At 72.5% G+C, this 13,589-nt stretch carries 11 protein-coding genes; 6 read left to right on the top strand and 5 right to left on the bottom strand.

The features are described 5' to 3' along the window. The first annotated feature begins 112 nt into the window (after positions 1-112). Positions 113-3,067: a BTAD domain-containing putative transcriptional regulator gene (locus ACFV2J_RS10535; protein ID WP_385092105.1), complete on the top strand. Its 2,955-nt coding sequence runs from the start codon at positions 113-115 to the stop codon at positions 3,065-3,067. Positions 3,068-3,343: 276 nt separating this feature from the next. Next, positions 3,344-3,514, top strand: a complete 171-nt coding sequence (locus ACFV2J_RS10530; RefSeq protein ID WP_194280646.1) for a hypothetical protein — start codon at positions 3,344-3,346, stop codon at positions 3,512-3,514. 420 nt (positions 3,515-3,934) lie between these two features. On the opposite strand, the gene ACFV2J_RS10525 is transcribed toward ACFV2J_RS10530, so the two are convergent. Both ACFV2J_RS10525 and ACFV2J_RS10520 read right to left on the bottom strand, forming a co-directional pair. Beyond that, the gene (locus ACFV2J_RS10525; protein WP_385085765.1) at positions 3,935-4,609 is read right to left on the bottom strand and encodes a hypothetical protein; all 675 of its coding nucleotides are present in this window, start codon (positions 4,607-4,609) and stop codon (positions 3,935-3,937) included. A 102-nt stretch (positions 4,610-4,711) separates the two neighbouring features. After that, entirely contained in the window at positions 4,712-6,316 is a 1,605-nt protein-coding gene (locus ACFV2J_RS10520) for a FadD3 family acyl-CoA ligase (protein ID WP_385085767.1), read from the bottom strand. Positions 6,317-6,419: 103 nt separating this feature from the next. Here ACFV2J_RS10520 and ACFV2J_RS10515 point away from each other — a divergent pair, with 103 nt between their 5' ends. From ACFV2J_RS10515 to ACFV2J_RS10505, 3 genes are read left to right on the top strand one after another with little or no spacing between them, the layout of a single operon-like run. Continuing rightward, complete coding sequence (locus ACFV2J_RS10515) at positions 6,420-7,580, top strand: lipid-transfer protein (protein WP_385085769.1); 1,161 nt, start codon at positions 6,420-6,422, stop codon at positions 7,578-7,580. 45 nt (positions 7,581-7,625) lie between these two features. Continuing rightward, complete coding sequence (locus ACFV2J_RS10510; protein WP_385085793.1) at positions 7,626-8,042, top strand: Zn-ribbon domain-containing OB-fold protein; 417 nt, start codon at positions 7,626-7,628, stop codon at positions 8,040-8,042. After that, positions 8,039-8,818, top strand: coding sequence for an enoyl-CoA hydratase/isomerase family protein (locus ACFV2J_RS10505; RefSeq protein WP_385085771.1), 780 nt, complete (start codon positions 8,039-8,041; stop codon positions 8,816-8,818). Before ACFV2J_RS10510 ends, ACFV2J_RS10505 begins: the two co-directional genes overlap by 4 nt. A 15-nt stretch (positions 8,819-8,833) precedes the next feature. Here ACFV2J_RS10505 and ACFV2J_RS10500 read toward each other — a convergent pair whose 3' ends face one another. The 3 genes from ACFV2J_RS10500 to ACFV2J_RS10490 form a co-directional block, all read right to left on the bottom strand. Continuing rightward, entirely contained in the window at positions 8,834-9,382 is a 549-nt protein-coding gene (locus ACFV2J_RS10500) for a hypothetical protein (protein WP_385085773.1), read from the bottom strand. Between the two features lie 48 nt (positions 9,383-9,430). Continuing rightward, positions 9,431-11,755, bottom strand: a complete 2,325-nt coding sequence (locus ACFV2J_RS10495; RefSeq protein ID WP_385438138.1) for a PQQ-binding-like beta-propeller repeat protein — start codon at positions 11,753-11,755, stop codon at positions 9,431-9,433. A 211-nt stretch (positions 11,756-11,966) separates the two neighbouring features. Next, positions 11,967-12,719: a VOC family protein gene (locus tag ACFV2J_RS10490; RefSeq protein ID WP_385083262.1), complete on the bottom strand. Its 753-nt coding sequence runs from the start codon at positions 12,717-12,719 to the stop codon at positions 11,967-11,969. 176 nt (positions 12,720-12,895) lie between these two features. Here ACFV2J_RS10490 and ACFV2J_RS10485 point away from each other — a divergent pair, with 176 nt between their 5' ends. Next, positions 12,896-13,543 (top strand): TetR family transcriptional regulator, encoded by a 648-nt coding sequence (locus tag ACFV2J_RS10485; RefSeq protein ID WP_153290019.1) that lies wholly within the window; start codon positions 12,896-12,898, stop codon positions 13,541-13,543. Positions 13,544-13,589: the final 46 nt, after the last annotated feature.

Below are 13,589 nucleotides of genomic sequence, written 5' to 3'. Positions count from 1 at the left end.
CCGCGTCCGCCCCGTGCGCGCGGCTGTGATCGCCGTCTCCCACGGCTGACGCATCCGCCATGAACAAGGCAAACTGGCCTCGTTGTACTGACGGTTCGGCAGGGGGACAGCGATGGACGGTGTACCGCGAGTGCCGGAGCAGCGGCGCCCCGAGGAATCGGCGGCGTTGCGCTTCAGCGTGCTCGGACCGGTGCGCGCCTGGCGCGGTGAGGAATCGCTTCCCACCGGCTCCCCACAGCAACGCGCCCTGTTGGCCGCGCTGTTGCTGCGGGAGGGCCGCACCGCCACCTCCGGCGAGCTGATCGACGCCCTGTGGGGCGAGGAACCGCCCTCGCAGGCACTCGCCGCCGTCCGCACGTACGCCTCCCGGCTCCGCAAGGCGCTCGACCCCGGCGTACTGATCAGCGAGTCGGGCGGCTACGCGATCCGGCTGTCCGAGGGCGCGGGCGCGCTGGACCTCGCCGAGGCCCAGGAGCTCTCCGCCGACGCGGAGAAGGCGAAGCACTCCGGAGACCTGTGCCTCGCCCGCGAACTGCTGAACCGGGCGCTGGCCCTGTGGGACGGGGAGCCCCTGGCGAGCGTGCCGGGGCCGTACGCGGACACCCAGCGGGCGCGCCTGGAGGAATGGCGACTGCAACTCCTGGAGTCCAGGCTGGACATGGACCTGGAGCAGGGCTGCCACGCCGAGGCGGTCTCCGAGCTCACCGCGCTGACGGCGGCGCACCCCCTCCGGGAACGGCTGCGTGAGCTGCTCATGCTGGCGCTGTACCGCAGCGGGCGGCAGGCCGAGGCCCTCGCCGTCTACGCCGACACCCGCCGGCTGCTCGCCGACGAACTCGGCGTCGACCCGCGCGCGGGCCTGAAGGAACTCCAGCAGCGCATCCTCCAGGCGGACCCGGGCCTCGCCGAGCCGTCCGCCCCGACGGCGGAACCCGCGGCCGCGCCGGTCCGCCCGGCCCAGCTCCCGGCCACCGTCACGGACTTCACGGGCCGGGCCTCCTTCGTCCAGGAACTCAGCGACGTACTCGCCGCCGCCTCCACCGAGGAGGGCCGGGTGATGGCGGTCTCGGCCCTCGCGGGCATCGGCGGCGTGGGCAAGACGACCCTCGCCGTGCACGTCGCCCACCAGGCGCGGGCGGCCTTCCCCGACGGGCAGCTCTACGTCGACCTCCAGGGCGCCGGACAGCGGCCGGCCGAGCCGGAGACGGTGCTCGGCGCGTTCCTGCGCGCCCTGGGCCACCCGGCCTCCTCCATCCCCGACTCGCTGGAGGAACGTGCGGCGCTCTACCGCTCGGTGCTCGACGGGCGCCGGATCCTGGTGCTCCTGGACAACGCCCGGGACGCCGCCCAGGTGCGTCCCCTGCTCCCCGGCATGGAGGGCTGCGCGGCCCTGGTGACGTCCCGGGCGCGGATGGTCGACCTGGCCGGCGCCCATCTGGTGGACCTCGACGTGATGTCGCCCGAGGAGGCCCTCCAGCTCTTCACCAGGATCGTCGGGCAGGAGCGGGTGGCGTCGGAGCGCGAGGCGGCCCTCGACGTCGTCGCGGCCTGCGGCTTCCTCCCGCTCGCGATCCGCATCGCCGCCTCCCGGCTGGCCGCCCGCCGCACCTGGACGGTCTCGGTCCTGGCGGCGAAGCTCGGTGACGAGCGCCGCCGCCTCGACGAGCTCCAGGCCGGCGACCTCGCGGTCAAGGCCACCTTCGAACTCGGCTACGGCCAGCTGGAGCCCGCCCAGGCGCGCGCCTTCCGTCTGCTGGGCCTCGCGGACGGCCCGGACATCTCGCTGGCCGCCGCCGCCGCGGTCCTGGACCTCCCGGCCGAGGACACCGAGGACCTCCTGGAGTCCCTCGTCGACACCTCCCTCCTGGAGTCCGCCGCCCCCGGCCGCTACCGCTACCACGACCTGGTCCGCCTCTACGCCCGCGCCTGCGCCGAACGCGACGAACAGCCGCCCAGCGAGCGGGACGCGGCCCTGTCGCGGCTGCTGGACTTCTATCTGGCGACGACCGCCGGGGTCTACGCGATCGACCGGCCCGGCGACCGGCTGGTGGAGCACCTGGAGGCCACGGAGTATCCGGGCCTGGTGTTCGAGGACCGGCACCAGGCGCAGGACTGGCTGTACGCGGAGGCGGTCTGCACGCTGGCCTGCGCCCGGCAGTCGATGGGTCCGGGGACGCTGGCACGCGCCGTCGACCTGCTGTGGGCCGCCTGCGACCTGGCCGAGTCGGGCGCGAACTCCAAGGAGTACGAGGCCGTCGCCGGGGCCGCCGACGCCGCCGCGCAGGAGGCGGGCGCGTCGCGGGCGCAGGGCCGGGCCCTGACGACGCTCGCCTTCGTGCACCACATCACCGGCCGCTTCGACCCGGCGGACCGGGCCGCCACCCGCGCCCTGAAACTGGCGCTGGCCTCCGGCGACCCGCTGACCAGCTGCTGGTCGTCGAACATCCTCGGCGTGATCGCGATCTACCAGAACCGGCACGAGGACGGAGAGGCGCACCTGACGCGCGCCATCGAGAACTTCCGCGCCTGCGAGGACCGGCCCGGCGAGGCGAGCGCCCTGTGCAACCTGTCCCGTATCCACCTCGCCACCGGCCGGACCGCGAGCGCGGTGGCCCTGGCGCAGCAGGGCACGGCCATGTACGACGACATGGACCACGCGCTGAAGGGCGCCAACGGCCGTTACGCGCTGGGCCTGGCGCTCACCCAGAGCGGTCAGCTCTCGCAGGCCGTCGACCGCTTCCAGGAAGCCCTCGCGGTGTTCCGGGACAGCCGCCAGCGGCTGTGGGAGGGCATGACCCTGTTCCGGCTCGCCGAGGCGGATCTCGCCGCCCGGCGCCCCGCGCAGGCCGCCGCCAACGCCGAGCTGGCGCTGACCGTGCTGCGCGGCATCGGCGGCGACTGGCGGCGCGGCAACGTCCTGACCGTGCTCGGCCGCGCCCTGAGCGCGATCGGGCAGTCCGGCCGCGCGCAGGTCTGCTGGCGGGAGGCGCTGGACCTCTTCGAGGCGATGGAAGCGCCGGAGGCCACCGAGGTGCGGTCGCTCCTCAAGCCGCTCGCCGTCGCCTGAGGGCGCGGGCCGGCGGCCCGCGCCCGTCAGGACGTCCCCCGTATCGGCGTGCCCATGCCTGTCTCCGGTGACCTCGCGCCTGCGCGTTCATCATTCGTTTATCGCCACCCGTCACTCTCAACGAGTCGATCCGTCGCGTCGGGGGGCAGGCGGGATGACGACAGGCCGGGCCTCTAGGGTGAACCGGCCACGAAGTGCCCGTCCGGCGGCCCTCGGGGGAGTTGCCGGACGGGCGCTTTCCGCCCAACGCATCGAAGAACCACAGGGGAGCCAGTCATGAGTGACACCAACAGCACCGACAACGTCCACGCCACCGACGAGCCGACGGCCGGGACGGACAACGTGCACGCGACCACCGAGCCGCTCAAGGGCAAGAACCCGATCGCCCCGGGCGAGACCGGTGACGCCGGCACGGACAACGTCCACGCCACGGACGAGCCCGCCTGACACCAGGACCGCACGGGGGACCGCACGGGGGATCGGCGGGACCACGGGGGGACAACGGGGGAAACGGGGCCCACGGGGGAAACGGGGGCCCATCGGGGGAACGGGACCGACGGGGGATCCGCGGTCCCGCACCACACGGGGATCGGCCGCGGCGGCGCGGAGGGGGAGCCGCCGCGGCCGATGTGTGTCCGGGGCATGGTTCAGGCCAATCCGTGGCGGGAGCCGTTCGGCCCTCTCGAACAATCGTCCCCGCGGACACCGGCGTCACTTGGAGTTCGGAACTCCCTGCCCCTACTGAACAACGTCCGTTCATCGCCCGGACGTGCCCTCTGAAGCCGCCCTGTGCTCCCACGTGGGCACGCACAAGGAAACCCCGCCAGGAATTACCTGGCGGGGTTCGACCTCATCGATCTGTCGAGATCACTCTTCGTTCAAGGCAGCTCGCAGGTAGGCGATCAGATCACCGGCCGGCACCTCGACCCAGTTGGCCCCGGGCACCCCTACGCGCATGACCTCATAGAGTTCCCCGTTCACCTCGTCCACCTCGTCCACCAGAACCTGACGGCTCCTTGCGTCCATCGCATCCACGCACAGGCGCACGGCACCGTGCGAGACGCTCGGGAACATGTCCCGCAGTACCTCATCCGCACGGAGGCGGCGCAGGAGGTTCCATTGGCGCCGGTTGAAGTCGGACGACAGGAGTTCGGTCCACTGCGAAGAGGTGGGCTCTCCGCGTTCGAGCGCCCCGACAAATTCGTCGAGCTCCATGAACTCGAATCTCTCCTGCAGCTTGTCGAGCGGTATGCCTTCCCGCCATGCGGCGACCGCTTCCACAAGCAGTCCAAGATCCTCCGTAGAGCCGATCTCCCAGTCGAACCCGGGAATGCCGACACTCAACCGGAAAAGGCGTTCCTCGGTCGCAGGGTCGACTGACAGGAAACCTCTCGCCGTTTGGATGCTGACGACGTCGACGGCCCACGGTCCCAGCCCGGTGTCGCACCCGCGCAGCTGTGCTGCCTCTCGCATGGCCGGCCCCAGGCCACCCAAAGCGGTCACGTCCGGGTACAGGTCTTTCCGGTGGGTGTACATATTCATCGGATTCCTAAGCAGTGGTGGCAGTAGTTGAATTTGCCCCCGTCTACGGGCCTAAGTTTCCCCAACTTTGACAGATCCGGCATGTCTATCCGCGCCGTAGCCTCAGAAGGTCCCGGACCGCAACTCCCCCTTCACCACCTTCCCGCTCGCGTTCCGCGGAAGTTCCGTCACGAACTCGACCGTCCTGGGCACCTTGTAGTTGGCCATCTCGCGGCGTGACCAGGCGATCAGGTCGTCGCCGGTCAGGGCCGTACCCGGGCGCCGTACGACATAGGCCCTGCCGACCTCTCCCAGCCGCCCGTCGGGCACGCCGATCACCGCCACGTCCGCGACGTCCGGGTGGAGGCCGAGGAGTTGCTCTATCTCGGCGGGGTAGGCGTTGAAGCCGCCGACGATGAACATGTCCTTGATCCGGTCGGTGATGCGCAGGTTCCCGGCCTCGTCGAGGACGCCCACGTCACCGGTGCGCAGCCAGCCGTCCGCGTCCAGGACCGCCGCCGTGGCCGCCGGGTCCTCGAAGTAGCCCCGCATCACGTGGAAGCCGCGGACCAGCACCTCGCCCGGGGTGCCGGGGGCCAGGGGAGTCCCCGTCGCGTCCACCACCCGGACCTCGGTGTCCGGGATCGCGCGCCCCGACGTGGTGGCGATCACGGCCGGCGCGTCCCCCCGGCGGCACATGGTGACGATCCCGCTCGCCTCGGAGAGCCCGTACGCGGTGAGGACGGTGCCGATCCCCAGCTCCGACCTCAGCCGTTCCACCAGCCGCAGGGGAACCACGGCCGCCCCCGTCACCACCAGCCTCAGCGCGGACAGGTCGTACGCGTCCCGGGACGGGTGGTCCAGGAGGGACTGGTGGAGCGTGGGCGGGCCGGGCAGGACCGAGATGCGCTCCGCCGCCACGTTCGCCAGCACCGTGTCCACGTCGAACACGGGCTGCGGGACCATCGTCGCGCCGCGCATCAGACAGGCCAGCACCCCGGCCTTGTAGCCGAAGGTGTGGAAGAAGGGGTTCACGATCAGATAGCGGTCGCCCGCGCGCAGCCCGGCCAGCTCGCTCCAGATCGCGTAGCCCCGCAGGCTCTGCGCGTGGGTGATCACCGCGCCCTTGGGCCGTCCCGTCGTCCCCGACGTGAAGACGATGTCGGAGGGCGCGGTGCCCGCCACGGACTCCGCGCGTTCCCGGGTCGCCGCCGCCCCGACCGCGTCCCCGGCCGCCAGGAAGTCCTTCCAGGTACGGAAGCCGGCGGGGGCGTCGTCCGACAGCACCACCACCTGTTCCAGGTGCGGGAGTCCGGGCAGCGGGCCGGCGCCGTCCCCCTCACCGGCCGCCCGGCGCAGCGACGCCACGTACGAGGTCCCCAGGAACGTTCCCGTCACGAAGAGCAGCCGCGCCCTGCTCCGGGACAGCACGTACGCCGCCTCGGCGCCCTTGAAGCGGGTGTTGAGGGGGACCAGGACGGCGCCCGCCGAGACCGCGCCGAGCGCGCAGACGATCCAGTCGAGGGTGTTCGGCGCCCAGACGGCCACCCGGTCGCCCGTGCGCACCCCTTCGGCCAGGCAGGCCGCCGCGGCGCGTTCCACCCGGGCGCCGAGCTCCGCGTACGTGACGCGCGTCCGGCCCTCGACGACGGCCTCGCGGTCCGCGAACCGCCGGGCCGCCGACCGGATCAGCCCCGGGACGCTGCCCCACTCCAAGTCACCGCGCACAGCGGGCCTCCCCATGACCGACGACAGCTAGCTGACTACCCGTCAGATTAGCTGTAGCCTGACGCACTGTCAGCAGCCCCGGTTCACAGGGAGGCGCGCGCCCATGGCACGGAGCACGGCGGGGATCAAGGACGCCACGGCCGTCGTCGGCATCGGTCAGACCCCCTTCGCCAGGCAACTCCCCGAGTCCGAGAAGACCTTGGCCTGTCGCGCGATTCTCGCCGCCCTCGACGACGCCGGGATCGCCCCCTCGGAGGTCGACGGTCTGGCCTCCTACACGATGGAGGAGACCGACGAGGTCGAGGTCGCCAAGTCCCTCGGCTTCGGCGACCTCACGTTCTTCAGCAAGGTCGGCTACGGGGGCGGCGGTTCGTGCGCGACCGTCGCCCATCTCGCCGCCGCCGTCGCCACCGGGCAGGCCACGGTCGGGGTCGCCTGGCGGTCGCGCAAGCGGGGCAGCGGCCCCAGGCCCTGGAAGAACACGGTCGCCCAGCTCCCCACCCCGGCGCAGTGGACCCGCCCCTTCGGGCTGCTCAGACCGGCCGACGAGATCGGCATGCTGGCGCGGCGCTACATGCACGAGTACGGCGCCACCCGCGACCACCTCTTCAACGTGGCGCTCGCCTGCCGCAACCGGGCCAACCAGAACCCCGCCGCGATGATGTACGACCGCCCGCTCACCCGCGAGATGTACATGACCTCGCGGTGGATCAGCGAGCCTCTCTGTCTCTTCGACAACTGTCTGGAGACGGACGGCGCGCTGGCGTGCGTGGTCGTGTCGGCCGAGCGCGCGCGGGACTGCCGGCGGCGGCCCGTGTACGTCCACTCCGTCGCCCAGGGTCTGCCCGCCCAGCACCACGGCATGGTCAACTACTGGAACGACGACCCGCTCACCGGTCCCGCCTGGACCGCCGCCCGGCATCTGTGGAAGAACGCCGACTTCACGCCGGACGACGTCGACGTGGCCCAGATCTACGACGCCTTCACGCCCCTCATACCGCTCTCCCTGGAGGGCTACGGCTTCTGCGGCCGGGGCGAGGGCGCCGCCTTCACCGAGGGCGGCGCGCTGGAGATCGGCGGACGGCTGCCCCTCAACACGGGCGGGGGCGGCCTCAGCGAGGCGTACGTCCACGGCTTCAACCTCATCAACGAGGGCGTGAAGCAGCTGCGGGGGACCAGCACCGCGCAGGTGCCGGGAGCCGCCACCTGTCTGGTCACGGCCGGGGAGGGGGTCCCCACCTCCGCGGTCCTGCTGCGAACCTGAGGAGCCGAGATGACACGATCCCCCGCGCACGACGCCACGGAGCGTCTGCTCTCCCCGGTCGTGGACGACGACGGCGCGCCCTTCTGGGAGTACGCCGCCCGGGGCGAGCTGCGGATCCAGGCGTGCGCCGACTGCGGCGAGCTGCGCTTCCCGCCCCGGCCCTGCTGCCCCCACTGCCGTTCCTTCGACAGCCGGTGGCGCCCGATGAGCGGGCTGGGCCGCGTCTGGTCGTACGTCGTCCCGCACCCGCCCCTGCTGCCGGCCTACGCGGCCCGGGTGCCGTACAACGCGGCCGTCGTCGAACTCGCGGACGCCCCGCAGATCCGCCTGGTCGGCAACCTGGTCGCCGGGCCGGGCGCCCCGCTGGGCTCCCTCGCCCCCGACCGGATCCGGATCGGGGCGCGGGTGCGGGTCGTCTTCGGCGCCGAGGGGCTGCCGCAGTGGGTACTGGAGCGGTCGTGAGCGGCGGGCTGCGGATCTCCCGCGACAAGGACACCGGGGTCGCCGTCCTCACCCTGGACCGGCCCGCCAGGCTCAACGCGATCGATGTCGCGACCGCCCGCGAACTCGCGGCCGCCTGGCAGGAGTTCCGGTTCGACGACGCCGTGCGGGCCGTCGTCGTCACCGGGGCGGGCGAGCGGGCCTTCTGCACCGGGCTCGACCGTACGGCCGAGGTGCCCCAGCCGGACTCGCCCTTCATGGTGGACGACCCGCTCCTGCGCATCGGCCCCAAGGCCAACGACCTGTGGAAGCCGGTCGTGGCCGCCGTGTGCGGAATGGCCTGCGGGGGCGCCTTCTACCTGCTCGGGGAGGCGGAGTTCGTCGTCGCCGACGAGACCGCGACCTTCTTCGACCCGCACACGACGTACGGCATGGTCAGCGCGTACGAGTCCGTCTACATGGCGCATCGGATGCCGTACGGGGAGGCCGCGCGGATGGCCCTGATGGGGACCGCCGAGCGGATGTCCGCGCGGCGCGCGCACGAGCTCGGGCTGGTGTCCGAACTCACCCCTCCCGGCGCGGCGTTGGAGGCCGCCGTCCGGTGCGCCGAGGTCGTCGCGTCCTGCCCCACGGAGGGGGTCCAGGGCACCGTGCGCGCCCTGTGGACGGCCCACGAGGCGGCCCGCGCCCACGCCTTCGCCCAGTCCCCGCACCTCATCTCCCTGGGCAACCTGCCCCCGGCCCGGCAGGCGGAACTGTTCTCCGCCCGGCGCCCGGACGGGTTCCGCACGCGCTGAGCCGGGCGGGATACCTCAGCTCCCGGGGACGGCCCGTGGCTCGACCCGGCAGTGGTCGACGGAGCCGGCGAGACCCGCGCTGCCGACGGGGACCCGGACGGTCGCCCGGCCCTTCGCGGCGACCCGCACCCGCCCGGTGCCGCCGACGACGGTGACGTCCGCGTGGTCCTTGAAGGCGACCGACACGACGAAGGCGCCCTCGCGTCCGTTCGGGTTCCGGACCTCGACCGTCGCGTAGGGGGCCTTCTCGGACGCGCAGCGCACGAGGGTCGCGGTGCCGTCCGCCAAGGGCCGGGCGGTCCCGCCGGAGGAGGACGTGCCCGGGGTGGAACGGTGAGTGGGCCGCGAACGGTAGGAACCGCTGCCGCTGCCGTACGAGCCGCCGCCGCCCGACGTCGACGACGAACTGTCGTGATCCTGGCGGGAGCTGCTGCAACCGCCCCCGCCCCCGCCTCCCCTGTGCCGGCTGTGGCTGCCGTGACGGCCGGTGGAGAAGCCGGTCAGAGCCAGCACCACCATCGTCGACACCGCCGTGAACCTGAGTATGCGCCCCCGCGTCTGCATACCGTCACCCTATCCACGACCGCCGCACCCGCCGGGCGGCCCCCGCACTCACGCCGTGCGAGCCGTCCCGGTGCCCTTCTCCGCGTCCAGGGCGTACACACAGCGGTCCTTGCTGCACGCGTACACGACACCGTCCTTGACGACGGGGGCGCCGGTGATCTCGCCGCCGGTCGCCAGCTTCCAGCGCAGCCGTCCGTCGTCGGCCTTCAGCGTGTACAGCAGATGGTCCGTGGAGCCGAAGTGGATACGGCCCTCGGCCACCGCGGGCGCGCCCACGATGTCGCCGCCCGCCTGGAAACGCCACTTCGGCGTACCGGTGACGGCGTCCAGGGTGTACAGGCCCTTTCCGCTGCCGACGTGGACATGCCCCGCGGCGACGAGCACCGGCTCGATGGAGGCACGGGCCTCGGTCGCGATGCGCCAGCGGTCGCGCCCGTCGGTGGCGTCGAGCGCGTACACCGTGCCGAGGTAGTCCGCGAGGTACACCCCGCCCCCGGCGACCGCCGGCCCCGGTACGAAGGTCGGCGGGCACAGGAAGACCGCCGGTGCCTCGAAGTGCCAGCGGACGTGACCGCTCGCCACGTCGACGGCGAGCACCCGGGTGCCCGCCGAGATGTAGACGTAGCCGTCGTCGGCCCGGGTCAGCCGGACCGGCACACCGCCGCAGGACGCCGCGTCGCCGATCGGGTACGACCAGCGCTCCTCACCCGTACGGGCTTCCAGCGCGCGCAGCCGCGCGTCCTTCCACACGAACACCGTGCCGTCGTGCACGGCGGGCCCGGCCTCCGGGGACTCGAAGTCGGTCTGGGCGCCGGTGACCTCCCAGAGTTTCTGCCCGTTGGAGGCCTCCCAGGCCTGCACACCGCCCCCGCGCGTCCCGGTGACGACGGTCCCCCGGTCGGCCTTGAGGGAGTAGACCCAGGCGTCCGTCGCCAGCCGCCACAGGTCGGCGCCCTCCCGGGCGTCCAGCGCGAACAGCGTCGGTCCGTCGGAGGCGTGGATACGGCCGTCCGCGACCGCCATCGACCAGGCCACGTCCCGCGTCTTGAAGCTGCGGCGGCCGGTCGCCACGTCCAGCGCGTGGACCTCGAAGGACGTGACGTAGACGAGGTCGCCGGCGACCGTCGGCGTGCCCCAGACGTCGTTCGACATACGGAAGCGCCAGGGCCGCCAGCCGGACGGGGAGTCCGGCGGGGGCGGCGGCGCGACCGCCGGCACGGGGTCGGCGCCGTTGACGCCGACGCGCGGCCGGGACCAGGAGGCGGCGAGGCCGGCCTCCGGAGGAGGGGCCTTCACGGCGGCGGCACGGGCGTCGGCGACGCGCGGCCCGGGGCCGATGGGCACCTTGGCGCCCGCCAGGTGCACCGGACCGGTGTCCGGCGCGCCGACGACCGCGGGGGCGTGCGAGGGCGGCGGGGGCACCGCCGGGCGTCCGCCGGCGCTGCGGCCCCCGGACGGCGGGGCCTTCACCGGCGGACGGCCGCCGCGGCGCGACTCGATCAGGCCCACCGCCCGCTCGGGCAGCCACGCCGACGCCGTACCGCTGTCGTCCGAGCCGGAGCCGAACAGATGGGGGGCCAGCTGCGCCTGGAGGTCGGCCGGGTTGGGGCGGCCGGTCGCCTCCATCTGCATGCAGGACTCGATCAGCGGCCTCAGCTCGTCCGGCAGGCCTTCGAGGTCGGGACCCTCCCGGAGCAGCATGAAGACCGTCTCGACCGGGTTCGCGCCGTGGAAGGGGGCGTGTCCGGTGGCCGCGAAGACGAGCATCGAGCCGAGCGAGAACACGTCGCTCGCGCCGGTCACGCTGCGCGAGTCCTTCGCCTGCTCGGGCGACATGTACGCGGGCGTACCGACGGCGACATTCGTCATCGTCAGACGGGTGTTCGATACACCGGACGCGATGCCGAAGTCGATGACCCTCGGCCCGTCCTCGACCACCAGCACGTTCGAGGGTTTCAGGTCGCGGTGGACGAGCCCCGCGCCGTGGATGGACTGGAGGGCCTCCGCGACGCCCGCGGCCAGCCAGCGCACCGCCTGGGCCGGCATCGGCCCGCACTCGTTCACTATTTCCTCGAGGGAGGGCGCCGGAACGTACGCGGTGGCCAGCCACGGCACCGCGGCGCGCGGGTCGGCGTCGACCACGGCCGCCGTGTAGAAGCCGGAGACCGCGCGCGCGGCCTCCACCTCACGGGTGAAGCGCACCCGGAACAGCTGGTCCTCGGCGAGCTCCGTCCTGACCGTCTTGATCGCCACGCGACGGCCGGAGGCCGAGCGCGCGAGATAGACCAGCCCCATGCCGCCGGCACCCAGCCGCCCCAGCACCTCGAACGGCCCGATCCGACGCGGATCGTGCTGCGTCAGCTGATCCACCACTTGCCTGCCACCTCCCCGTACGAGCCACGTCATCCACGTATGAACGCAGCCCAGTGCAGCGTCTCACCACCGCACCGCCTTGGCGGCACGCACCCCGATTCTTCCTGTCCGCGCCACCGGTTGCGAACCCGGGGGCGGATCGGGGTGTCTCGGGATATAACGGCTTCTCCCCACCGGCGGACGGAGCTTCACCGCCACCGGCCGGGGCCGTTCACCGCTGGATGACGGCGAACGACGCCCCTTGATTGTCGGTGACGACGGCCACTTTTCCGTACGAGGTGTCGAAGGCGGGCACCTGGACCCGGCCGCCGAGCCGGTTCACCGTTCCGAGTACCGCCTCGACGCTCTCGACCCCGAAATGGACGAGGAAGTGCGGGGGCATCTCGGCCGGGAAGACGTCGAGGACGGGGGCCCGGCCGACGTCGGGGGAGGCGTCGGCGCCGAAGAGGGCGTCGTGGAAGAGGGCCCCGTAGAACGCGTCGACGACCCAGGTGTCCCGCGCGTACAACTCCGCCCAGCAGAAGGAGCCCGGCGCGTGCCGCTTCCCGAAGCCGGGGTGGTCTCCGGCCTGCCAGAGGCCGAACACGGCACCCTCGGGGTCGGTGGCGAGGGCCGTCGTGCCGAAGGAGCCGACCGGTGTGGGCGAGGTGATCAGCGCTCCGCCCGCCGTGGTGATCCGGGCGGCCAGCGCGGCGGCGTCCGGGGTGGCGAAGTACACCGTCCAGACGGTGGGCATCCGGCCGTCCCCCTTGGGCACCAGGGCGGCGACGGGCTCGCCGTGGTGGCGCGCCCACACACCGGTCCCGGGCGGCCCGAAACCCTCCCCGAAGGTCCAGCCGAACAGCTCGCCGTAGAAGCGTCGCCCCGCCTCCACGTCGGGAAGCTGCGCTTCCACCCAGCAGGGGACGCCTTCGGGGAAGGCACCGGGGGCGTCGGACGCGCCGGATGCCGGGGATACGGCCATGCGGCCAAGCTAACGGCGTTCTCGCCGGCCCGCGCGGTGGCCGCTACCGGCCACCGAGGCCCCACGGATCCGCCCGGCGCCCATCTCACACCTCACCCACGCCCCACAACACCCCACCGCACCCCATTTGCAGTCGGCCGAATCGCGCTCCGATCACCCCTCGGTAAGCTGACGGCATGACAGGACAAGTGCGTACCGTCGACGGCCGCGTGGCCGGTCGGCGTGGGCAGGCGACCAGGCAGAAGCTGCTCGACTGCCTCAGTGAAATGCTCAGCTCCTCCCCCTACCGGGACGTCAAAGTCATTGATGTCGCCCGTAAGGCGGGCACTTCGCCGGCGACTTTCTACCAGTACTTTCCGGACGTCGAAGGCGCCGTCCTGGAGATCGCGGAGCAAATGGCCGCGGAGGGCGCCGGGTTGACCGAACTGCTCGACGGGCGCTCCTGGGCCGGCAAGGCCGGCTGGCAGACCGCGCAGGAACTCGTGGACGGGTTCCTGGAGTTCTGGCGGAAGAACGACGCCATTCTCCGCGTGGTCGACCTGGGCGCCGCCGAGGGCGACAAGCGGTTCTACAAGATCCGCATGAAGATCCTGAATTCGGTGAACAACTCCCTTACGGACACGGTCACCGAGCTGCAGGCCAAGGGCAGGGTCGACAAGGACGTGAACCCCGCGGCGATGGCCGGCTCCCTCGTCGCGATGCTCGCGGCGGTGGCCTCGCACCAGAAGGGCTTCCAGACGTGGGGGGTCAAACAGGCTGAACTCAAGCCGAATCTCGCACTGTTGGTACACCTCGGCGTGACCGGGAAGAAGCCGACCAAGTAGGAGACGCTCCACCTCCCTTTTCCCTGCCCCCACCTCCTGTCATGCA

This window comes from Streptomyces sp. NPDC059668 (assembly GCF_042734135.1).
Taxonomy (GTDB): domain Bacteria; phylum Actinomycetota; class Actinomycetes; order Streptomycetales; family Streptomycetaceae; genus Streptomyces.
This window is presented reverse-complemented; position numbering and strand designations above follow the sequence as displayed.

Coding starts and splice junctions, on each gene's coding strand:
- ACFV2J_RS10515 (WP_385085769.1), top strand. CDS start 6,420: ATGGCACGGAGCACGGCGGGGATCAAGGACGCCACGGCCGTCGTCGGC.
- ACFV2J_RS10500 (WP_385085773.1), bottom strand. CDS start 9,382: ATGCAGACGCGGGGGCGCATACTCAGGTTCACGGCGGTGTCGACGATG.
- ACFV2J_RS10485 (WP_153290019.1), top strand. CDS start 12,896: ATGACAGGACAAGTGCGTACCGTCGACGGCCGCGTGGCCGGTCGGCGT.
- ACFV2J_RS10525 (WP_385085765.1), bottom strand. CDS start 4,609: ATGAATATGTACACCCACCGGAAAGACCTGTACCCGGACGTGACCGCT.
- ACFV2J_RS10490 (WP_385083262.1), bottom strand. CDS start 12,719: ATGGCCGTATCCCCGGCATCCGGCGCGTCCGACGCCCCCGGTGCCTTC.
- ACFV2J_RS10535 (WP_385092105.1), top strand. CDS start 113: ATGGACGGTGTACCGCGAGTGCCGGAGCAGCGGCGCCCCGAGGAATCG.
- ACFV2J_RS10530 (WP_194280646.1), top strand. CDS start 3,344: ATGAGTGACACCAACAGCACCGACAACGTCCACGCCACCGACGAGCCG.